We start from the raw sequence: 20999 nt of genomic DNA, 5'->3' as shown, positions 1-20999 counted from the left end.
TCAACTATTACTTTTAATTGATGAAAATAAATAACTTTTTAGAACTGAAAGACTTTCAAAAAATTATCATTGAGAATGAAAAAATAGAACTGGATGAATCGCTTTTATCAAGAGTGGATAAAAGTTTTCAGTTTTTAAAAGAGTTTTCAAAAAATAAAGTAATATATGGTGTGAACACTGGTTTTGGCCCGATGGCTCAATTCAAAATCAGTGACGAAGATACACACCAGCTTCAGTATAACCTGATCAGAAGCCATTCTTCAGGTATCGGAAATCCTTTACCTGCCGAAGAAGTAAAAGCATGTATGCTGGCGAGACTGAATACCTTGTCACTGGGAAATTCAGGAGTACACCAGTCTGTAATTTACCTTCTTCAGGAGCTGATCAACAGAGATATTATTCCTCTGATATTTGAACATGGAGGAGTAGGAGCAAGCGGGGACCTTGTTCAGCTGGCTCACCTGGCCTTGGTACTGATCGGAGAAGGAGAAGTATTTTATAAAGGAGAAAGAAAATCAACCAAAGAGGTTTTTGAAACAGAAGGCTTAGAGCCGATAAAAGTAGAGATCCGTGAAGGTCTTGCTTTGATGAACGGAACTTCCGTAATGTCCGGAATCGGTATTGTAAATGCTTATAAAGCGAATCAGCTTACAGATATTTCTCTTAGACTTTCTTGTGCAATCAATGAGATTGTGCAGGCTTATGATGATCACCTGTCAGAAGCGTTGAATGGAACAAAAAGACATTACGGCCAGCAGAAAGTAGCAGAAAAAATGCGTGCCCATCTGGCGGACAGTAAGCTGATCAGAAAAAGAGAAGATCATCTGTATACCCATTTTGAAGAACAGGAAAAAGTATTTAAAGAAAAAGTTCAGGAATATTACTCTTTAAGATGTGTTCCTCAGATCTTAGGTCCGGTATTGGACACACTGGAATATACAGAAAAAGTTCTTGAAAATGAGATCAATTCAGCGAATGATAACCCGATTATCAATGTTGAAGACCAACATGTGTATCACGGAGGAAACTTCCATGGAGATTACATCTCTCTGGAAATGGATAAGCTTAAAATTGTAGTTACCAAATTGACAATGCTTGCAGAAAGGCAGTTGAACTATCTTCTGAATGCCAAGATCAATGAAATTTTGCCACCTTTTGTAAATTTAGGTAAATTAGGTTTCAATTTCGGGATGCAGGGGGTGCAGTTTACAGCAACTTCTACCACAGCAGAAAGCCAGATGCTTTCAAATTCTATGTACGTTCACAGTATTCCGAACAATAATGATAATCAGGATATCGTTAGTATGGGTACAAATGCTGCCGTAATCTGCAGAAAAGTCATTGAGAATGCTTTTGAAGTATTGGCCATTGAAGCCATTACAATCATTCAGGCTGTTGAATATCTTGCTTTCCAGGATAAAGTTTCATCATCTACAAAAGAACTGTATGATGATATCAGAAAAATTATTCCTGCCTTCTCAGACGATATGGTGATGTATCCGTATCTGGAAGAAGTCAAGAAATATCTGAAAGGAATGTAACCATTAGCTGTTATGGATTGTCTTTAAAATAGATATCCGGCATCAATTTTTAAAAAAACTAAAAACGATATAAACACTAACGCATGAAATGTGCAATTGTAACAGGAGGCTCCAGAGGAATCGGGAGGGCAATCTGTATAAAACTGGCTGAAGAGAAAAACTATCACATCCTTATTAACTACGCTTCAAACGAAACCGCAGCTAAAGAAACTTTGACTAAGGTGGAAGAACTTGGGGCTACAGGAGAAATCCTTAAATTTGATGTAGGAAATACCGAAGAAACGCATGCTGTTTTAACAGCATGGCAGGAAAGAAATCCTGATGCAGTAGTAGAAGTGATCGTCAATAATGCGGGAATCACGAGAGACGGCCTCTTTATGTGGATGCAGAAAGAAGATTGGAATAATGTGATCAACACCAGTCTGGACGGATTCTTCAATGTGACCAATTTCTTTATCCAAAAGCTGCTTCGCAACAAGTACGGAAGAATCATCAATATGGTTTCTGTATCCGGAGTAAAAGGAACAGCGGGCCAGACGAATTACTCTGCAGCAAAAGGAGCTTTGGTGGGTGCTACAAAAGCTCTTGCACAGGAAGTTGCAAAAAGAAATGTTACCGTAAATGCGGTAGCTCCGGGCTTTATCAGAACAGATATGACTCAGGAGTTCAATGAAGAAGAACTGAAAGCAATGATCCCTGCCAACAGATTCGGAGAAGCAGAAGAAGTGGCGGACCTTGTCGCATTTTTAGCATCTAAAAAATCATCCTATATTACAGGAGAAGTGATTAATATTAACGGAGGAATTTATTCATAACATGGAAAATAGGGTTGTAATTACCGGGATGGGAATTTATTCCTGCATCGGGACGTCTTTAGAAGAGGTCAGGGAATCCCTATATCAAGGAAAATCCGGTATTGTTTTAGACCAGCAGAGAAAAGAATTTGGTTTCAGATCAGGTCTTACTGGAGTGGTTCCAAAACCGGATCTTAAGAATCTTCTGAACAGACGTCAGCGTGTCAGCATGGGAGAAGAAAGCGAATATGCTTATCTGGCTACCATTGATGCCTTGAAGCAGGCGAATCTGGACGAAGAATTCCTGGATGCCCATGAAGTGGGAATTTTATACGGTAATGACAGTGTTTCCCAGGCAGTTGTAGAATCTATCGATATTGCAAGGGAAAAGAAAGATACTACATTGATGGGATCGGGAGCGATCTTTAAATCAATGAACTCAACGGTTACGATGAACCTTTCCACGATCTTTAAGCTGAAAGGGATCAATCTTACCATCAGTGCAGCATGTGCAAGCGGTTCACACTCATTGGGGCTGGCGTACATGATGATCAAAAATGGTTTTCAGGACATGATCATCTGTGGAGGAGCCCAGGAAACCAACAAGTATTCCATGGCAAGTTTTGACGGATTGGGCGTATTCTCCGTCAGAGAAGATGAGCCTGCAAAAGCTTCCAGACCTTTCGATTCAGGAAGAGATGGGTTGATTCCAAGTGGAGGTGCAGCCACGCTGATTGTGGAAAGTTTGGAATCTGCCCAAAGAAGAGGAGTACCCATTATTGCTGAAATTATCGGCTATGGATTTTCTTCAAACGGAGGCCATATCTCAACACCAAATGTAGATGGCCCCGCGCTGGCTATGGACAGAGCATTAAAGCAGTCAGGATTAAACGCTTCAGATATCGATTATATCAATGCTCACGCAACTTCTACTCCCATTGGTGATGCCAACGAGGCAAAGGCAATTTATGAAATCTTCGGCAGTGAAGTTCCGGTAAGTTCTACCAAATCTATGACCGGACATGAATGCTGGATGGCGGGCGCAAGTGAAGTTATCTACTCAATTCTGATGATGCAGAACGATTTTGTTGCTCCGAATATCAATCTGGAAAACCCTGATAATGAGGCTAAAAAGATAAATTTAGTCACAAAAACAAAAAATCAAAAAATTGATGTATTTTTGTCGAATTCTTTTGGGTTTGGGGGAACCAATTCTGCACTAATAGTTAAAAAATTTGATTAAAAACATGGAAAGGGAAAAAATTGTTGCTATCGTTAATGATTTTCTGGTAAACGAATTCGAGGTAGACGGAGACGAAATCAGTAATGATGCCAACCTTAAAAATACACTGGGCCTGGATAGCCTGGATTATATCGACATGGTAGTCGTGATCGAATCCAATTTCGGGGTGAAATTAGGAGAAGCAGATTTCAAGAAAATGGTAACATTTGACGATTTCTATACAACGATTGAACATAAGATTGCTGAAAAAAACGCTTAGTTATTGAGTAAATCTTTATTCTATAAAATGTGCCAATGTAATACTATCACAGTGCTTCAGTAATGAACACAGCAAGGTATATTACATTGGTTCTCTGTTATATTAAACTGGATTATGAACAAGTGGAAAGGTAAATCTAAAGGAACAGTGCTCGGATACAGGATATTCGTCTGGTGTATTAGAAATATCGGAATCAGAAGTTCATACGGAGTGCTTTATTTTGTGGCAGCTTATTATTCACTGTTTCAGAAAAAAAGCAACCAATATATTCTTTATTACTTCCGGAAAAGACTGAATTACGGGTACTGGAAATCCAAAGCTTCCATCTTTAAAAGCTATTTTACCTTCGGAAAAGTTCTGATTGATAAAACAGCTATTTCTGCCGGACTCAGAGAAAAATACACCTATGAATTTGACGGTATTGAAAATCTCAGAAGCCTTTTAGCCGCTAAAAAAGGAGGGGTGCTGATCAGCGCCCATATCGGTAATTTTGAAATTGCAGAACATTTCTTTGCGGATATCGACTTCGATTGCCAGATCAATCTGGTGACCACAGATCAGGAAGTGACGGTGATTAAAGAATATCTGGAAAGTGTTGCTGTAAAAAAGAGTAATATTAAGTTCATTTATGTTAAAGACGATATGTCGCATATCTTTGAGATCAATAAGGCTTTATCAGAAAATGAACTGATCTGCTTCACCGGAGACCGGTATTTTGAAGGATCCAAATACCTGGAAGCAGAACTGTTGGGGAAAAGCGCAAAATTTCCGGCCGGACCATTTTTGATTGCCTCAAGATTAGGAGTACCTGTTGTCTATGTTTATGTGATGAAAGAGAATAATCTTCATTACCATCTTTACGCCAGAGTGGCTCAGAATATCAAAAACCGTGATTCGCAGGGGCTTTTACAATCTTATGTTCAGAATCTTGAAATGATGGTGAAAAAATATCCCCTTCAATGGTTCAATTATTTTGATTTTTGGGATGATGTTGATTAATTTTTCTATTTTTATCCCGTAAAAACTAACGAAAAACTAAAACCATTAAGATGTACCGAGAATTAAGATGATTAAAATAATATTTCCGGATAAATTTTCTTTGCTTACCGCACAAAGTAAGCTTTAAATGTCTTAAATTCCCTGTTTCTTAATCATTAAAAGCACATTCTCTTTTGAAGAAAGAATATGACATACTTGTAATCGGCAGCGGATTGGGAGGTCTTGTTTCGGCTCTTATTTTGGCGAAAGAAGGTATGAAAGTATGCGTTCTTGAGAAAAATAACCAATACGGTGGAAATCTGCAGACCTTTTCAAGAGATAAGCTTATTTTTGATACAGGAGTCCATTATCTTGGAGGTTTGAGTAAAGGACAAAATCTGAATCAATTCTTTTCCTACCTGGAAATCATGGATGATCTTGAACTCTATCCCATGGATGAAGACGGCTATGACAGGATCAGTTTTGGGGATGATGAAACAGAATATCCGCACGCACAGGGCTATCAGAATTTTGTGGAACAGCTTTCCAGATACTTTCCCGAAGAAAAAGAAAACCTTGAGAACTATTGCGAAGAGATTCAATATGTCTGCAGCCAGTTTCCCAGATATCATGTGGTAGGGAAAGACCATTACAACGAAGAAATCCTGCATCTCAATACCAAAAGATTCATTGAATCTGTTACCCATAACAAAAAACTTCAGTCGGTGCTGCTGGGTTCCAATTTTTTATATGCCGGAGATTCTGAAAATGTTCCTTTTTATGTGCATGCCTTAACGGTAAACTCTTATATTCAGAGCGCTTACAAATGTGTAAAAGGAGGAAGCCAGATTTCCAAGCTTCTGATCAGAAAACTTCGCGAATATGGGGCAGAGGTATATAAACATTCTGAGGTTTCTGAATTTGTCTTTAATGAAAATAACGCATTGACAGCCGTACAAACAAAGACAGGAAAAGAATATCTGGCAAAACAATTTATTTCCAATATTGAGATCCGTTCCACCATTAAGCTGATCGGCGAAGAAAGATTAAAGAAATCCTTTCTAAACAGAGTTTTAAGCTGGAAACCGGTTTCATCCTGCTTTAGTGTTTATCTGGTTTTAAAGCCTCACAGCCTTCCGAATTTTAATTACAACAGATACCATTATTCATCAGAGGATCTGGTTTGGAATGCATCCCAATACCAAAAAGAATCATGGCCGGAAACCTATATGCTCTCATCCACGCCTTCAAAACATCACCCTGAGTTTGCAGAAAGCCTCACCGCTATTTCCTATATGGATTTTGAAGAGGTGAAAGAATGGGAAAATACTTTCAATACCGTGGCAGATGAACATGAAAGAGGCGAAGCTTATGAAAAATTTAAGCTTGAAAAGACCGAGAAAATGCTGGATGCGCTGGAAAAGAAAATTCCTAATTTAAGGCATGCTATTAAAACAATATACACTTCTTCTCCGTTATCTTACAGGGACTATATAGGAAACTTTGAAGGCAATATGTACGGATACATGAAAAGTTCTGAGAACCCGCTTAAAACAATGGTTTCTCCCCGTACGAAAATTGACAATCTGTTTCTGACAGGACAGTCTGTTAATATGCACGGGATTTTAGGAGTAACCATAGGAGCTTTTAATACCTGTGCGGAGATTCTTGGAAAAGATACAATAGACAGGAGGCTGACACAAATGATTAATAAAAACTAAAAGTGAAAAAAACTAATACCATATATTCATTCTGTAAAAGAACTCTTCTTTATCTTATCCTTTGTTTTTCACTGACATCCTGCGGAATTTCAAAGTCTGTTCATCATATTCCTGACGTAAAACAATACTCATTAAAGATTCCGGAAGTAAACAGAGTCAACGACAGCACTTTCAGTTACAATCAGAATTACCTTACCAAAAATAAACAGCAGCTCTGGGAGCTTTACATCAAAGGAAATCCTTTGCAGCTGGGATATAATAATGGCGCACTGACGCAGAATCTAATGCAGAAGCAGGAAGAAATCTTTTTCTCAAAAGTGGAAGGGTTCGTTCCATCAAAATTTAAACAAAGACTCTTAAGAGGCTTTTTAAAATGGTACAACAGAAAAATGTACCTCAATGTAAGAGAAGACTATCAGACCGAATTATACGGCTTATCACAATACTCATCTGATCATTATGATTTTATTGCACCCAAATATCTAAGGAGCCTTTACCTGCACGGGGCTCACGATATCGGGCATGCGATGCAGGATCTGGCGATGGTAGGCTGTACCTCTCTTGCTGTTTGGAATGAAAATACAGAAGATGGAGACCTTCTGATCGGAAGAAATTTCGATTTTTATGTGGGTGATGATTTTGCAAAAAATAAACTGGTAGAATTTGTTCAGCCGGAAGAAGGGATTCCTTACATGTCGGTAAGCTGGCCGGGAATGATCGGTGTGGTTTCCGGGATGAATAAAGAAGGCATTACAGTAACGATTAATGCCGGAAAATCAAAAATTCCTTTGACGGCAAAGACTCCTATCTCTCTTGTTACAAGAGAAATTCTTCAGTATGCTAAAAATATAGATGAGGCGATTGCTATTGCTAAAAAAAGAAAAGTTTTCGTTTCAGAATCTATTCTTGTGGGAAGTGCTGCAGACAAAAATGCCGTAATCATTGAGGTCTCACCTAAAAATTTCGGAGTTTACAAAGTGCAGAATACCAGCAGGGTTCTTTGTACCAACCATTTTCAGTCGGAAGCCTATAAAGATGACAAAAGAAATCAGAAACATATTGAAGAAAGCCATTCAAAATACAGATATGAAAAACTGCAGGAACTTTTACAGGAAGAGAAAAAAATCACTCCGGAAAAAATGGCTTCCATTTTAAGGAACAGATCGGGTTTAAAAGATGAACCAATTGGTTATGGTAATGAAAAAGCACTCAATCAGCTTCTGGCACATCATGCGGTTATATTTTCGCCTCAGAAAAGACTGGTCTGGGTTTCTTCCAATCCCTATCAGTTGGGGGAATTTGTCTGCTATGACCTGAATGAAATTTTTTCGGGCAAATCACTATCGCAAAGTCTAAAGTCTAAAACAGAACTCAATATTAAAAGAGATGCTTTCGCTGATTCTGAAGAATTCAAAAATTATGAGCTGTCTAAAGTGTATGGCAAAGAAATCAATGAGGCTGCTGATGATAAAAACAAGCTGCTGACGGATGATGTTATTCCTTCTTATCAGGCCATGAATCCTGACTTTTGGTTGGTTTATTATCAATCCGGAAAATATTATTTTAACAAAAAAGAATATTCAATGGCAAAAACAGCGTTTGAAAAAGCTCTTACAAAAGAGATTACAACCGTTCCGGACAGAAAAAATGTGGAAAAATACCTGAAGAAAACATTAAATAAGCTGAAATGATCCCCAAATACATAAAACTGCTGTTCTGCATTCCTTTTGTTATTATCATTTGTTATTCAGTGTATTTATGCTCAGTTTACAGTTCAATACCTGCCACTATTCCGATTCACGGATATGGAAATATGAAAGACAACTACGGAAGTAAAATATTTCTTGTCTTTCCGGTGCTGATGAATCTGGCTGTTCTTATTTTTATCTGGCTGATTATCAGAAGGCCAGATAAGATAAAATTTACCTTTGAAATCAATGAAAATGAAAGAGAAAAAACATATCATATCACTCAGCTGGCTCTGGTAATTATTGCGATATTTGTTACCATAATGATGACGCCGCTATCATTTTCTGATGTGGTTTATAAATAAATGATTATGAAAAAACTTTTAACCCTTTTTTTTACCGTATGGTTTCTGTTATCATTTTCTCAGGACAGGAAAGAGATCGGAAATACTTTTATCAAAACATTACTGGCAGACAAAAATGCAGAGAAGGCTCATTCTTATTTTGATCCTTCGGTAGCGGGCCAGATTCCTGTAGAACAGCTCAAAGCTATTTCGGAACAGCTTCAGGGTCAGATTGGTGCACTGAAAAATATCCTTGAAGTGAATAACGAAGGAAATATTTATTATTTCTACACCGAATTTGAAAAGACAAATCTGGATGTTCAGCTTACCTTTGGAGAGAACAATAAACTGCTTGGTTTCTTCCTGGTTCCTCATAAAACATTTGAAAAAAGAGATGAGAAAACAGAGTTCAGGATAAAGAGTGATGCTGTTGAACTTAAAGGGACACTTCTGGTTCCCCCTTCCGATAATAAAAAGAGGCTGGTGATTTTTGTGCATGGTTCGGGAGCCCATGACAGAGATGAAACAATTGGAGAAAACAAACCTTTTAAAGATATCGCAGAATATCTTTTCAGCCACGGAATTGCTTCTTACCGGTATGATAAAAGGATCTATTCCTACCCTGAAACATTCAATGAGAAATCTACGGTAGAAGATGAAACCATTAATGATGCGGTAAATGTTGCTCTTTATTTCAAAAATAATCCTGAGTATAAAGGATATGAGATTATTATCCTTGGACACAGCCAGGGAGCGTATATGATGCCCAAAATTGCTGAAAAAGCTAAGGTTTCGAAATATGTTTTTATGGCCGGGAATGCAAGACCCTTGGAGGATCTGTTAGTTGAGCAGTACGAATACCTTCACTCTCTGGACCCGGCGAATGTTCCGGCAGAAGCTGTTCAGGAAATAAAAAAGCAGGTTGCATTTTTAAACTCATCCCGATTTAATCTAAATTCACCTAAATCAGAACTACCTTTAGGTCAGTCCGCAGCATACTGGAAGTATTTGAAAGATTACAATCAGCTTAATGAAGTGAAAAAGATCAAGGCTCCAATGCTTTTTGTACAGGGAGGAAGAGATTATCAGGTAACGGAGAAAGATTTCAATCTTTGGAAAGAAACATTGAAGAATAATAAGGCAGCAGTTTTTAAGTTTTATCCGGCATTAAGCCACCTGTTTATTTCAGGTTCCGGAAAACCCTCACCAAAAGATTATGAAACAAAAGGCAAGGTGGATGAGCAGTTTTTGAAAGATCTGACAGATTTTATATTGAAATAAATAAAATAAGATCATTGATCCTCATGAGCCTGGAATTTTGTTTCAGGCTTTTTAATTGCTTTCCGGACTTACTTTATTCAAAAATAAAAAAGAGGCTATTCCTGCAATTGCAGAAAAAGTAGTGCTTAAGATAAAACTACCGATAACGTATTGCAACAGATTGTTTTTGATGAGTTCAAAATTTAAATCCTGGCTTAAAATATCACTGTCCCCACTCACAAATGGAGCACCCAGAAAAAGAGAGGCAGCAATGATAAAAGGAATAAAAGGAGGAAGGCTCACATTGGAGGCTACAAATGCGAGGACTTTATTGAGCTTGAAAAGTACAGATAAACTGATCACAAGAAGGGTCTGGAATCCCCAGAATGGTGAAAGTCCTATAAATACTCCCAATGCTATGGAAAATGCTTTTGTACGGTTGCTCCCGTCACTTTCTAAGACATCTTCCTGGATGAATCTTTTAAAGCTTTTTTTTTTGAAGTTATTCACAAAGTTTCTCGGAATAATATAAAACAAAGTAATCGTTACCAGAATTGTATTCAGAATACTGATCCTTGTAAAATCCTTGAAAGGCCTGAAATGGGAAACCCGTTCTGCTGGATCATACAAAACCTTAATCGGAACATTTTTTACCGGAACATGCCTCCAGGCAGTTCTTACAATGATTTCAATTTCAAATTCAAACTTAGGGGTAAAATATTTCTTTGGAATTTTATGCAAAGGATAAAGCCTGTAACCGGACTGTGTGTCTTCCAGCTTGATACCGGTTTCAAACCAGAACCAGAAATTGGAAAAACGGTTTCCGAAACTGCTTTTTTTAGGAATGCCATCCTGAGACATATTTCTGTTTCCAATCAGGAGAACATCTTCTTTTTCCTGCAGCAGTGCTTCTACAAATACAGGAATGTCATCCGGGTAATGCTGCCCGTCTGAATCAATCGTGATGGCATAGTCAAACCCGAGTTTCTTTGCTGCTCTGAAACCTGTTTTAAGCCCGTTTCCTTTTCCTTTGTTCTCCGGTAAAGAGATTACCGTGATCTGAGGATACTGAGCAAGAATTTGTGGTGTAGAATCTGTGGAGCCATCATTGACCACAATAATACTTTCGGTGTAGTTAAGAACACCGTCAATTACCCTCTTCAGGGTTTTTTCATTATTGTAGGTAGGTATTAAAACGCATATTTTCTTTTCAGAAATTGCATTTTGTACTTCAGCAAGGGACATTTTTTTATTTTAAAGTGGCTCTTTCCGCCTCTGTAATGGTTTTAGACTGCATTGCAAACCTTTTGATATAGCCTTTTAATGCTGTGTTCTGTTTGCTGTAATTGTTTAGCAGGAATGCCTTATCATCCTTCATACTTCCTCGGTAGCCCACAATTTTAGGGATGTTTTCCTGAACACTCAGCCTGATCAGGCGCAATTCTGCATTGTTAGGATTATTTTTAATCACATTTTCAAGGCTTGTAGCACCTGTTTTTACCAAAGCCTTTCTGTTATTTTTGACAATTTTCGCCTCCATGATCTTAGCTGCAGCCTTGTATCCTACAGTTACAGGGTCGGATCCGGACTGCTTTTCTGCAGTATCAATAAAGTTTTGCGTATTGGTATTGGATTCATTGGCTTTGGCATAGCTGTTTCTCAGCGTTTCAAGATCTGACTGAAAGAAAAAAACAAATGCCGTTATAAATGACAGGATTAGTTTCATGACGTTACTTTTTTATAGCTTACAGACAGTTTCAATGCAATAGTCTCGCCAAAGGAAGTTGTGTTTTTTACTTTAACATCCTCATTGTCTTCATTAATATCAAGCTGAAGCTGTAAATCCGGAGTTTCAAAAGGATTGATAATCGCCATGAATTTTACATTTGATGCTGTTTTTAGGAATAATTTTGAACCGGTAAATTCCTCCGTAAGCTCTTTGATGATCTGCATCATACAAACACCGGGAGTCACCGGATTTCCAGGGAAATGACCTTTGAAAATATCATGGTCTTTATTAAGATGAATATGAGCAGTAAACTTGCCGTCCTCTGCCTTCTCGTATGATGTTAAAGTATAAAAGTCTGTAAGAATGGTTTGCATGATCTTATTTTTAAGATTAAATATATCATCAGTTTCTTTCCGGGAAGCTGCAATTATTTAAAGCAGTATTCCTGTAGGAAATTATTCCGTTTCAGTTATTTGAAATAGTTTTATATTGATTTTAAAGTCTTTGTGCTGCAGCTGTAAGCTATCCGCGAAGATAGGTTTTTTTGCATCAAAAGTAAAATCGATTTTTTCATTATTGTTTTTCGTGTAAACAATCTGTTTCAGCAAATTATTTTCTTTGTTGAAGAATAAATAGTAGATTTTATTATCAATTTTAGAAAGATAAATCTTAGCATTTTCATTCTCAAAACTTTCGCTTACCGGATATTGTCTTTTCAGCAGCTGCTGGAAATCATTTTTCAGAAAATTAATGACAATTTTTTTATCCAGATCGGGAAGTACATAATTCAGTTTGAAATCCTGATCAGAAACTTCAAAATCAATCAGTTTATTCCCAAAGTCTGACGTTAGGGCAACGCGATGTGTTGTTTCATTCAGTTTTTTGATAATCAGAATACCGCTCACATGGTTTTTATAAATGTCCATCTGGCATTTGTACACATAATCTTCACCGGAAGAGAAATATAAGTTTTCCACCATCTTTTCAGAAGATGAAACAGGTTTTACTGCTGTTAACTTATAGGTTTTACAGGAAACAGCCAGGATCAGAATCAGGCTATAAAGAAAACTCTGACGCAGGAATGGAAGCATTGATCTTGGTATTTTTGAAAACAATATTCGTGGTATCTCCGGAAGCTTCAGTCATATTCACCTGTGAAACTGTAGACTGGCTTTTAGGGAAATACAGCTCGATCTGTTTGATGTATTTCAGCAATTGGGCTGTTTTAGGAACAAACTTCGCCACATTGTAATTCCCATTTTTAAAATACGTTACGGTAAACTCAGGATCATTGAACATCGTTCCGTTGGAACTTCCTACAATAAGTTTATTGATTTTTTCAAATGTTTTGCTCTTCGCATCTACAGACGACTTTTTCCCCTGATCATTGATATAGATCTTATTGCTTTTAAAAATAATACTGTACTGATAAGGTTTTGTATACTTCCAGCTCAGCATATTGGGTGTCTGCAGCGAAATTCGGCCGTAGGTCACAATACTTTTATCCAGAAAATCCATTTTTTTGGTCTGGGTAAAATCACTCTGTAACGTTTTAATCTCTTTGGTGTCTGAAGAAACCTTCGACACAAATGCTTTAGCTTCAGCTCCTGACATTGCCGTATTCTGGGCAAAAAAGAATCCTGAAACCAGTAAGAATGCTCCGAAAGCAATATTTTTAATCATTTCTATCTGAATTTAAAACTGTATCAACAGTAAAAGTTGAATATTTTTTGTTCTCCAAAAATACTAATAAATTAGCCAGCACGCGAAAGGTCTTTTCTGAAGTGTCATGAAGGAGGATAATGCTGCCTTTTTTCAGGCCCTTGGTTACTCTGTTGTAGATTTTCTTTTCATCGTCAATGATGGTGTCCAGAGAACGTACATTCCATCCGATGCTTACTTTATGGGTTCTCCTGATCGCTTTAGCAATATTGGGGTTTGTCACTCCGAACGGTGGCCTGTAAAGATCTGTGCTGATATTTCCGGCATTTTTCATTACTTCATCACATTTTTCAATTTCCTCAATCATTTTTGATGTGGATAAAAAGCCTGTGGAATTGGAATGTGATAATGTATGATTCCCAATGGTATGTCCTTCTGCGATAATTCTCTGAAATGTCTCAGGGTATTTTTCAATCTGCTTCCCGATACAGAAGAAGGTGGCTTTTACCTGATGTTTTTTAAGCAGGTCTAAAAATTTAGGGGTAAATTCTGTAGGCCCGTCATCAAAAGTAAGGGCAACTTCTTTAATTCTGGTGCGTTTATGAGTGATACTCTTGACAAAATATCCCAGCTCAATATCAAAAGAACCCCAGACTACTACAGCAGAAAAAGCAAAAAAACAAAACAGATATACCCAAAAACTTCCATTGAACGCATAAATAAAAACGTTACAGAAAAGATAGAACAGGATAAAGGGATAATGTTTCATTGCTGACTGTTTTATTACAAGTTTTATAGTCGTAATATTTATTGTATACCATTGTCACTCCGAAGGAGTCCAGACTAATTTCTAATTTAGATTCCACGCTTCACTTCAGAACCTTGTTCGCAGACCTTTTGTCTGTGCTCTGAATGACAAATAGACTGTTTAGTTTACCTTTCTAAACGAATTCGTCAATTATGCCTTTTCCAATAACACCAGACTGTGGTCATTACCAGCCAGATGATTGTAAAGAAGAACATTCTTTACGTTTTCTTTTTTCTTTGCGTTGATCATCATCACTTCAGGAATCTGCTGTTCTTTAAGGATATGACAGGCTATAAAGATTGAAAAACCACTTGCTGTATTGAACTCTCCACTCAGATGCTTATAATACAACTGGGCGGAATCCGGAAAAAGATCCATTACTTTTGTATAGTAAGTATCTGAATCTGCATCCCCACTGAACCCTAAAATAACAGCATCAATATCATGAGTTGATAGGCTGTTTTTCGCTAAGAAATTCTTGATAAAATCCTGTACTTCATTCAATTCAACTTTGTTGCTGATATGGATATTCTTAAGCTGGGCATAAGAATTTTCAGTTTTATCTTTACCTATAACAAAAAAGCTGGCACCTTCGCCCCAGATCACTCCGTTGGTAGTGGAATGCAGATAATCAGCGGGAAGATCTGCTTCTTTTTTAATGGTATTATTTAAAGAGTAAAGCTCCATTGTTCTGGCAGTTTGCTCATCTGTAGAGCCTACAAGAATGTTTTCTGCTTCTCCGTCATTAATCTGAAGCCTGGCATCTAATAATGAGAACTCCAGCGAAGAAGAAGTATTCACATAGGTGAAGTTGTAAGCATGACACTGTAAGCCCAGAGCAATCTGTCCTGCTACCGTGTTATGGGTAGACTGAATGAAAAAAGTAGGGGTAAGAAACTCTTCATGATTATCAATCACATTTTTCAGGAACTTTTCAGAGTCCTGCGAACAGCCCATTCCGGTTCCTACAATAATGGCATGCGGCTGTTCAATTCCGGCTTCTTTCAGTGCATAATGTGAGGCTACAGAACTCATTTTTACTGTTTTGGACATTCTTCTGATCATGGCAGGCGGAATAAACTCCTTGTAATTGGGTTCTACAGCCTTAAGGATGTTTGAAGAATTTTCAGGATGAAGGTTCTGAAGGATATTTTCATTTAAAGTGTCCTGAACGGAGATACAGGATGCACTGTTGATGTATACTGCACTCATGATTTTGAAAAAATTAGTGTTGAACAGTTTCCTCCGAATCCAAATGAATTGGAAAGCACATGATTGATGCTCTTCTCTTTCAATTCGGTTACCGGAGTAAGATCAAACTCTTCCATTTTCGTTTTAAAATTCAGGTTAGGGAAGATAACATTGTTTTGCAGGGCTAAAATTGAAAATACAGCTTCAATTCCTGCAGCAGCAGCTAAAGTATGTCCCGTAAATGCTTTTGTAGAACTGAATTCAGGAACCTGGTTTTCTCCAAAGATTCTGATCATGGCAATGCCTTCTGATAAATCATTATTAGGAGTTGCTGTGCCGTGAACGTTGATATAGTCTATATTTTCTTTTTCCAAACCGGAGATTTTCAAAGCCTGCTGCATGGCTAAAAATGCGCCTTGTCCGTTTTCTGAAGATGCAGTCTGATGGTGGGCATCATTGGCATTTCCATATCCTGAAAGATAAGCCATGACTTTTTTATTTTCTTTTCTGACCACTTCTTCGGACTCAAGCACCAGGAAAGCTGCTGCTTCTCCAAGGTTCAGTCCTTTTCTGTTGTTGTCAAAGGGTGTATTGTAAGAATCTGTAAGAATCATCAGGGTATTGAAACCATTCAAAGTAAATTTTGAAAGAGAATCTGCTCCGCCGACAATCACGCGGTCCAATACACCGTTTTTAATCAGTTTTGCGCCCATCATAATAGCATTGGCTGCTGATGAACAGGCTGTACTGATGGTAGAAACCATGCCTCTCAATCCCAGATAATCAGCAATGGCCAATGAGGAATTTCCGGCATCGTGTGCGTCAATATATTTTTGCTTTTCGGGGAAGTCTTCATAAGAGTAGAAGTATTTTTCAGTAATATCCATCCCGCCAACACTGGTAGATGAAATCAGGCCGGTTCTGTACCCATTGATATCCGAAATTCCTGCACTTTCTATAGCTTCTTTAGCAGCAATCATACCCAGTAAAGAAGTTCTTGTGACGTTGTTGTTTTCATCAAGATGAAGTTTCCGTACAAGCTCTTCATTGGATAATTTTATTTCACCCGTTTTAATAAGTCCGGCGTGGCGCGTTTCAAACATTTCGATATCTGAAATTCCATGTTTTCCGGATTGTAATGAAATAAAATTTTCATCCACATTGTTTCCGATGGAGGAAATGATACCCATTCCCGTTATGGCAATTTTTTGACTCATGGTACTACATCATATAACAATGCAGCAATCTAACAATTTACCAATAATTGCTACATTGATGCACTATTAGATTGTTACATTAATTTATTTTGTTCTGTTGTTCTCGATGAATGCAGCCATCGTATCGATAGATTGGAAAATTTCCTTTCCTTTTTTAGGATCAGCTAATTTTATTCCGTAATCTTTATCAAGAAGAACGATCAGTTCCAAAGCATCAATAGAATCCAGTCCTAATCCTCCTCCGAATAATGGATCAGCATCTTTGATTTCTTCCACAGATACGTCTTCAAGGTTAAGAACTTCGATAATTTTGTGCTTCAATTCCGTTTTTAAGTTTTCCATAATTAAGTTGATTTACCAGTGTATCAGTATCATTAAGACCATTATATCATTACACTGTTATATTGTTATATTTTATAAGGTTAGCAAATATACAAAAGCTTTGTAATTTTCCTGATACAATTCTACCCAGCCGCACAATACTTTGTCAGCCTTTCCGGATCTGAGAATCTGTTCAGAATAATCGTTTAAAAAATTTTCGTCAAATTCGTCCAAAACGAAAAAAGCATTTTCCGTCTGCATTTTGTGCTTAATACTGATTTCCCCGACACAGATGTTAGGTAAAGTATATACAAAAACAGCGGGACTTGGATAGTAATTGTCAGAATCGTTGATGCTTTCCTGGTATTTGAAATCGGTATCCAGACTGGAAGATCTGTTGGCAAAAACAATAGCTGTTCTGCTGTGGTCTTCATCCTTCAGGATCATTTCAGCAGAAAGAAAAGCCAGTTTACTCAGATGATCCATTTTATGAAATTTCGGATAGCTGAGTTCTAAATTTTTATAGGCTTCTTTAGCAAATTCCTGGAAGGCTTCGCTTTGACTTTCAAAAACCAGATCTCCGCCAACTGTTATTTTTGAATGCTCTATGATACAAGTGTTTATTTTCTTCATCACGTTCAATTTAACATTTTTCCAGCACAACAGCTGCGTTACAACCACCGAATCCTGAAGCCGTCTTCAGAATATATTTAATTTCTGCAGCCTGGTTTTCCCTGATAATATTCAAAGGCTGGGTTATTCCCATTTCCTCAAAGTTCTTTGATGGAAGTAAGGTGCTGTGCAGAGCACTTTCCATAGAAATAATGCTTTCAAGAAGGCCTGATGCACCCAGACAATGCCCGTAATAGCCTTTCATACTGTTGAGAGGAATGTTTTGAAGTCCTATTCTGTTAAAGGCAATGGCCTCCATTTCATCATTATATAAAGTCGCCGTTCCGTGAGCAGAAATAAAATCAATCTGTTCAGCCGAAACATTCGCTTCTGTCATAGTATTTTTGATACTGGCATATAAGCCATCTCCTGTTCTAGATGGTCCGGAAATATGATTGGCATCATTGACTGCAGAATCTCCCAGAATTTTAAACCTGAATTTTTCGTTTTGTGAGATTGCTTCGTTACTCTGTTCTTCGTAAAGACATGAAGTGATATACACAGCTGCTGCCGCTTCACCGATGTTGATTCCATCCCTGTTTTTATCATAAGGCTTACAAGGTCCGGAACCAATGGCCTGAAACGAGTTGAATCCTGAAATAACAAATTCAGAAAGTTCATCTCCCGCAATCACGTAAGCATCTTTATACTTTCCTGCCCGGATCATATTTTTAGCTGCCGCAATGGCCATTACTCCTGAAACGCAGGCATTGGAAACCACAACAGGTTTCGTTTTGAATCCGAAAAAATTGGCTATTTTTTGTGCCAGTTTTGATAAATAAACGCCTTCCGGCAATTCAGACTGATTTTTTAGCAGACTGATATTTCCTTTTGTTGTGGAAAGGATAAAAGCCGTGTCTTCTGACAGGATATGTTTTTTAACAAGAGGGTGCAGGCTTAAAAGAAGCATTTTTTCCAGTCTTGTAAAATTATCACTGTTATTCTGAGCGTCGCCGAAGATTCTGCCGAACTCTTCATTAAGTTGATCAGAATCTATCATGGCAGCATAACAAGCATCCTGACTGCCTGTGATTTTATGTAAAGCAACACCCGATTTTCCTCCTAGAAGCGCATTCCAGTTAGATTCTGTATTGAATCCTAAAGGGGTTACACAATTGTAGTCTGTGATATAAATTTCCTTCCTCATGATAATCCCATTTTATCTTTCCAGTTTTGAAAAAATTCCGGGTTGTAAAGGCACAGGGTTCCGTTACTGTCCAGGAAAACCTGGATAGTTTCACCGCTGCACACCAATTGATCTTCCTGATTGAAAAGCTCGTATCTGTAGATCAGCTTGGCGGAAACAGAATTGATAAAAGTTGTCACAATTCTGAATGTTTCCCCATATTTTAAAGGAAGAAAATGTTCACAGGTACTTTTTACAATCGGTGTTACATATCCGGCATTCTGAATATCAAGATATGTCAGGCCATGCTGACGTCCGAAAGCTTCCCTTCCGTCCTCAAAATACACGATATAATGTCCATGCCAGACAATTCCCAGTGGATCCGTCTCATTGAACCGTACTCTTACTTCTTCAGTACAGCTTAATATATTTTCTTTAGACTGCATTTTGTTTCTTTTCGTAAAATAGGGAAACAGCTACCGTGGCAAGGTAAAATAAGAACAGTAAAACCAGTTCTTTGGCGATTCCACCGATGCCGCTGTTTCTTAAAATAATATCATAGTAGGCATTCAGTCCCCAGTTCATTGGAGAGAATTTCGCTATGGTCTGCATGAATTCCGGCATTAAAAATACGGGAACCCAGATTCCTCCTACAGCCGCCAGAACTACTACAGAAGTTGCTCCAAAGGGAGCAGACTGTTCCTGTGTATCGGCAATCGTTCCTAACAGTACACCGAATCCGATGGCTGCCAACCCTGCAAACAAAGTTACGATGATAAGCTGAAACATTTTTCCGGATACATCAAAGGCCGGAAGATCCATATAAGGAAAAAGATAAATTCCCACCGCCACCATCAGTAAAAACTGAATGATGCAGATAATAAGATAAGTAAATGTTTTTCCTAATATATGCACAAAATACGGAGTAGGGCTTATTCTTGCTCTTACACTTGTTCCCTGGCTCTTTTCCTTTACCAGATTGATGGATAAAGGAACTACAATAAAGAAGATCGCAAAAAGAGTCCATGCAGGAACGTTGTGCTGAACGGAATTCGGCATAACATCCATTTCCCCTTTTTTCGGGGTGATTTCTTTAAAGCTGATCAGGTTTTTGTTTTCGTCAAGATTCTCTGTGGTACCCAGCTGATCCTGAAATGCCTTATAAATCTTTTTATTTTCAATTTCAAAAACCATTTTGTTGACAGAATTCATCACTGAGTTTTTGAATCCTGCATTAGTTGCCGGGTCAAAGTATAAGTGAATTTCTTTGGCCTTTGGAATAATTTTATTCACTTTCGCAGAATCTCCTTCCAGCCCGAATGAACTTACGATGGTCTGAACCTTAGAATCAATATTGGAATTTAAATCTTTCGTTAAATTGTCAGGAATGACGATTGCCATCTGATAGTCTCCTGAAAAAACAGCATCCTGCGCAGATTTTTCATTGAAGTTGGTCAGCAGCTGGAATGTCTTGCTGTTTTCCAGTTCTGCTTTGATGTTCTTTGAGACCTCAGACTTGTCATTATCAATAAAAATAATCGGAATCTTTGATCCTTCAAGGTTTTTAAAGGTAGAATCCTGAATAAGGGTAATGGTTACAATCAAAAGCAGCGGCATCACAAAAATGATGACAATTCCTCCGATATCTCTTTTCAGAAGAAGAATTTCTTTAATAAAGCTTCTCCACAGTTTATACAACAACATCTCTTAATTCTTTTCCGGTTAATGAAATGAAAACATCTTCAAGGTTTTCTGCGCTTGCTACTCTGTTTACCAGTTCTTCAGGGGTTCCTACAGCATGGATTTTTCCATGATCAATGATGGCAATTTTGGTACAGAATTCTTCTGCTTCCGAGAGGTGATGAGAAGTATAGATGATACAGGTTCCCTTCTTATTCAAATCCAAAAGATAGTCAATAATTGCTTTTTTAGACTGAACATCCACACCTACAGTTGGTTCATCCAGAAAGAGAACTTTAGGATTGTGAAGCGTTCCTGCGATGAGGTTGCAGCGGCGCTTCATTCCGCCTGAAAACTGTCCTACCTGCTTATTGGCAAATTTTGAAAGTCCCATGATCTCCAGCGATTCATCTATGGCTTTTTTGAGCTGGTTGTGCTTTAAACCATAAAGGCTTCCGAAAAACATCAGATTTTCTTTTGCGGTAAGCGTAGGATACAACGCATATTCCTGTGGAACAATTCCGATGATCTGTCTGATTTTGAAACCATCTTTCTGCGGAGACAGTCCGTTAATGGTAAACTGACCTGATGTAGGCTTTATCAGTCCGGAAAGCATAGAAATTAAAGTTGTTTTCCCGGCACCGTTAGGCCCCAGAATTCCATAGATTTCATTTTTGCTGATATTCAATGTGATATCATTTACAGAAAAATCCTCAGAATTTTTGTATTTCTTATATAGGTTTTTGATTTCAATCATATTTTCCG

Annotated in this window: 23 protein-coding genes; 9 read left to right on the top strand and 14 right to left on the bottom strand. The window is 37.8% G+C overall.

Annotation, left to right across the window (positions count from 1 at the left end):
• The first annotated feature begins 20 nt into the window (after positions 1-20).
• The 9 genes from flxA to EL165_RS14340 all read left to right on the top strand — a co-directional run bounded on the left by flxA (position 21) and on the right by EL165_RS14340 (position 9849).
• The gene (flxA, locus tag EL165_RS14380) at positions 21-1541 is read left to right on the top strand and encodes a flexirubin biosynthesis tyrosine ammonia-lyase FlxA (protein WP_002983761.1); all 1521 of its coding nucleotides are present in this window, start codon (positions 21-23) and stop codon (positions 1539-1541) included.
• A gap of 83 nt (positions 1542-1624) precedes the next feature.
• A complete protein-coding gene (flxB, locus tag EL165_RS14375) occupies positions 1625-2356 on the top strand; it encodes a flexirubin biosynthesis SDR family reductase FlxB (RefSeq protein ID WP_002983758.1) in 732 nt (243 codons plus the stop codon).
• Between the two features lies 1 nt (position 2357).
• Positions 2358-3578 (top strand): beta-ketoacyl-[acyl-carrier-protein] synthase family protein, encoded by a 1221-nt coding sequence (locus EL165_RS14370; RefSeq protein WP_002983755.1) that lies wholly within the window; start codon positions 2358-2360, stop codon positions 3576-3578.
• A 4-nt stretch (positions 3579-3582) separates the two neighbouring features.
• Positions 3583-3837: an acyl carrier protein gene (locus EL165_RS14365; RefSeq protein ID WP_034692469.1), complete on the top strand. Its 255-nt coding sequence runs from the start codon at positions 3583-3585 to the stop codon at positions 3835-3837.
• 114 nt (positions 3838-3951) lie between these two features.
• Entirely contained in the window at positions 3952-4836 is an 885-nt protein-coding gene (locus EL165_RS14360; RefSeq protein ID WP_002983749.1) for a lysophospholipid acyltransferase family protein, read from the top strand.
• A 173-nt stretch (positions 4837-5009) separates the two neighbouring features.
• Positions 5010-6536, top strand: coding sequence for a phytoene desaturase family protein (locus tag EL165_RS14355; RefSeq protein WP_002983748.1), 1527 nt, complete (start codon positions 5010-5012; stop codon positions 6534-6536).
• Positions 6537-6538: 2 nt separating this feature from the next.
• Positions 6539-8227 carry a C45 family autoproteolytic acyltransferase/hydrolase gene (locus tag EL165_RS14350; protein WP_002983747.1) on the top strand — a complete coding sequence of 563 codons (1689 nt, stop codon included), beginning with the start codon at positions 6539-6541 and terminating at the stop codon, positions 8225-8227.
• Complete coding sequence (locus tag EL165_RS14345) at positions 8224-8589, top strand: hypothetical protein (RefSeq protein WP_041462083.1); 366 nt, start codon at positions 8224-8226, stop codon at positions 8587-8589. The genes EL165_RS14350 and EL165_RS14345 overlap by 4 nt, the downstream gene beginning before the upstream one ends.
• 6 nt (positions 8590-8595) lie before the next feature.
• On the top strand, positions 8596-9849 hold the full coding sequence (locus tag EL165_RS14340) for an alpha/beta hydrolase (RefSeq protein ID WP_228370581.1): 1254 nt from the start codon (positions 8596-8598) through the stop codon (positions 9847-9849).
• Between the two features lie 51 nt (positions 9850-9900).
• On the opposite strand, the gene EL165_RS14335 is transcribed toward EL165_RS14340, so the two are convergent.
• The 14 genes from EL165_RS14335 to EL165_RS14270 all read right to left on the bottom strand — a co-directional run bounded on the left by EL165_RS14335 (position 9901) and on the right by EL165_RS14270 (position 20991).
• On the bottom strand, positions 9901-11073 hold the full coding sequence (locus EL165_RS14335) for a DUF2062 domain-containing protein (RefSeq protein ID WP_002983742.1): 1173 nt from the start codon (positions 11071-11073) through the stop codon (positions 9901-9903).
• A 4-nt stretch (positions 11074-11077) separates the two neighbouring features.
• The gene (locus tag EL165_RS14330; protein ID WP_002983740.1) at positions 11078-11554 is read right to left on the bottom strand and encodes a hypothetical protein; all 477 of its coding nucleotides are present in this window, start codon (positions 11552-11554) and stop codon (positions 11078-11080) included.
• The gene (locus tag EL165_RS14325; RefSeq protein WP_002983737.1) at positions 11551-11931 is read right to left on the bottom strand and encodes an ApeI family dehydratase; all 381 of its coding nucleotides are present in this window, start codon (positions 11929-11931) and stop codon (positions 11551-11553) included. The genes EL165_RS14330 and EL165_RS14325 overlap by 4 nt, the downstream gene beginning before the upstream one ends.
• An 81-nt stretch (positions 11932-12012) precedes the next feature.
• Positions 12013-12648, bottom strand: coding sequence for a flexirubin biosynthesis protein LolB2 (gene lolB2 / locus EL165_RS14320; protein WP_002983734.1), 636 nt, complete (start codon positions 12646-12648; stop codon positions 12013-12015).
• Positions 12614-13240, bottom strand: coding sequence for a flexirubin biosynthesis/transport protein LolA2 (lolA2, locus tag EL165_RS14315; protein ID WP_002983732.1), 627 nt, complete (start codon positions 13238-13240; stop codon positions 12614-12616). The genes lolB2 and lolA2 overlap by 35 nt, the downstream gene beginning before the upstream one ends.
• Positions 13233-13988: a polysaccharide deacetylase family protein gene (locus tag EL165_RS14310; protein ID WP_002983730.1), complete on the bottom strand. Its 756-nt coding sequence runs from the start codon at positions 13986-13988 to the stop codon at positions 13233-13235. Before EL165_RS14310 ends, lolA2 begins: the two co-directional genes overlap by 8 nt.
• 189 nt (positions 13989-14177) lie before the next feature.
• Positions 14178-15239, bottom strand: coding sequence for a beta-ketoacyl synthase N-terminal-like domain-containing protein (locus EL165_RS14305; protein WP_002983728.1), 1062 nt, complete (start codon positions 15237-15239; stop codon positions 14178-14180).
• The gene (locus tag EL165_RS14300; RefSeq protein WP_002983726.1) at positions 15236-16435 is read right to left on the bottom strand and encodes a beta-ketoacyl-[acyl-carrier-protein] synthase family protein; all 1200 of its coding nucleotides are present in this window, start codon (positions 16433-16435) and stop codon (positions 15236-15238) included. Before EL165_RS14300 ends, EL165_RS14305 begins: the two co-directional genes overlap by 4 nt.
• 84 nt (positions 16436-16519) lie before the next feature.
• Positions 16520-16777, bottom strand: a complete 258-nt coding sequence (locus EL165_RS14295; RefSeq protein ID WP_002983724.1) for a phosphopantetheine-binding protein — start codon at positions 16775-16777, stop codon at positions 16520-16522.
• 72 nt (positions 16778-16849) lie between these two features.
• Positions 16850-17389, bottom strand: a complete 540-nt coding sequence (locus EL165_RS14290; protein ID WP_002983722.1) for a hypothetical protein — start codon at positions 17387-17389, stop codon at positions 16850-16852.
• A gap of 10 nt (positions 17390-17399) precedes the next feature.
• Entirely contained in the window at positions 17400-18575 is a 1176-nt protein-coding gene (locus tag EL165_RS14285; RefSeq protein ID WP_002983720.1) for a beta-ketoacyl synthase N-terminal-like domain-containing protein, read from the bottom strand.
• Entirely contained in the window at positions 18572-19000 is a 429-nt protein-coding gene (locus tag EL165_RS14280; RefSeq protein ID WP_002983719.1) for an acyl-CoA thioesterase, read from the bottom strand. The genes EL165_RS14285 and EL165_RS14280 overlap by 4 nt, the downstream gene beginning before the upstream one ends.
• Positions 18990-20258 (bottom strand): ABC transporter permease, encoded by a 1269-nt coding sequence (locus EL165_RS14275; RefSeq protein WP_002983717.1) that lies wholly within the window; start codon positions 20256-20258, stop codon positions 18990-18992. The genes EL165_RS14280 and EL165_RS14275 overlap by 11 nt, the downstream gene beginning before the upstream one ends.
• Positions 20245-20991, bottom strand: a complete 747-nt coding sequence (locus EL165_RS14270) for an ABC transporter ATP-binding protein (RefSeq protein ID WP_126358647.1) — start codon at positions 20989-20991, stop codon at positions 20245-20247. The genes EL165_RS14275 and EL165_RS14270 overlap by 14 nt, the downstream gene beginning before the upstream one ends.
• Positions 20992-20999 lie beyond the last annotated feature (8 nt).

Origin of the sequence: Chryseobacterium gleum (assembly GCF_900636535.1) — a bacterium.
In the GTDB taxonomy this organism is placed as follows: Bacteria; Bacteroidota; Bacteroidia; order Flavobacteriales; family Weeksellaceae; genus Chryseobacterium; species Chryseobacterium gleum.
The sequence above is the reverse complement of the archived record's forward strand: the minus strand, read 5'-3'. Positions and strand labels throughout refer to the sequence as shown.

Excerpts from the sequence above, each read along its gene's own strand:
- flxA (WP_002983761.1), top strand. The coding sequence starts at position 21 with ATGAAAATAAATAACTTTTTAGAACTGAAAGACTTTCAAAAAATTATC.
- flxB (WP_002983758.1), top strand. The coding sequence starts at position 1,625 with ATGAAATGTGCAATTGTAACAGGAGGCTCCAGAGGAATCGGGAGGGCA.
- EL165_RS14370 (WP_002983755.1), top strand. The coding sequence starts at position 2,358 with ATGGAAAATAGGGTTGTAATTACCGGGATGGGAATTTATTCCTGCATC.
- EL165_RS14365 (WP_034692469.1), top strand. The coding sequence starts at position 3,583 with ATGGAAAGGGAAAAAATTGTTGCTATCGTTAATGATTTTCTGGTAAAC.
- EL165_RS14360 (WP_002983749.1), top strand. The coding sequence starts at position 3,952 with ATGAACAAGTGGAAAGGTAAATCTAAAGGAACAGTGCTCGGATACAGG.
- EL165_RS14345 (WP_041462083.1), top strand. The coding sequence starts at position 8,224 with ATGATCCCCAAATACATAAAACTGCTGTTCTGCATTCCTTTTGTTATT.
- EL165_RS14340 (WP_228370581.1), top strand. The coding sequence starts at position 8,596 with ATGAAAAAACTTTTAACCCTTTTTTTTACCGTATGGTTTCTGTTATCA.
- EL165_RS14335 (WP_002983742.1), bottom strand. The coding sequence starts at position 11,073 with ATGTCCCTTGCTGAAGTACAAAATGCAATTTCTGAAAAGAAAATATGC.
- EL165_RS14330 (WP_002983740.1), bottom strand. The coding sequence starts at position 11,554 with ATGAAACTAATCCTGTCATTTATAACGGCATTTGTTTTTTTCTTTCAG.
- EL165_RS14325 (WP_002983737.1), bottom strand. The coding sequence starts at position 11,931 with ATGCAAACCATTCTTACAGACTTTTATACTTTAACATCATACGAGAAG.
- lolB2 (WP_002983734.1), bottom strand. The coding sequence starts at position 12,648 with ATGCTTCCATTCCTGCGTCAGAGTTTTCTTTATAGCCTGATTCTGATC.
- lolA2 (WP_002983732.1), bottom strand. The coding sequence starts at position 13,240 with ATGATTAAAAATATTGCTTTCGGAGCATTCTTACTGGTTTCAGGATTC.
- EL165_RS14310 (WP_002983730.1), bottom strand. The coding sequence starts at position 13,988 with ATGAAACATTATCCCTTTATCCTGTTCTATCTTTTCTGTAACGTTTTT.
- EL165_RS14305 (WP_002983728.1), bottom strand. The coding sequence starts at position 15,239 with ATGAGTGCAGTATACATCAACAGTGCATCCTGTATCTCCGTTCAGGAC.
- EL165_RS14300 (WP_002983726.1), bottom strand. The coding sequence starts at position 16,435 with ATGAGTCAAAAAATTGCCATAACGGGAATGGGTATCATTTCCTCCATC.
- EL165_RS14295 (WP_002983724.1), bottom strand. The coding sequence starts at position 16,777 with ATGGAAAACTTAAAAACGGAATTGAAGCACAAAATTATCGAAGTTCTT.
- EL165_RS14290 (WP_002983722.1), bottom strand. The coding sequence starts at position 17,389 with ATGAAGAAAATAAACACTTGTATCATAGAGCATTCAAAAATAACAGTT.
- EL165_RS14285 (WP_002983720.1), bottom strand. The coding sequence starts at position 18,575 with ATGAGGAAGGAAATTTATATCACAGACTACAATTGTGTAACCCCTTTA.
- EL165_RS14280 (WP_002983719.1), bottom strand. The coding sequence starts at position 19,000 with ATGCAGTCTAAAGAAAATATATTAAGCTGTACTGAAGAAGTAAGAGTA.
- EL165_RS14275 (WP_002983717.1), bottom strand. The coding sequence starts at position 20,258 with ATGTTGTTGTATAAACTGTGGAGAAGCTTTATTAAAGAAATTCTTCTT.
- EL165_RS14270 (WP_126358647.1), bottom strand. The coding sequence starts at position 20,991 with ATGATTGAAATCAAAAACCTATATAAGAAATACAAAAATTCTGAGGAT.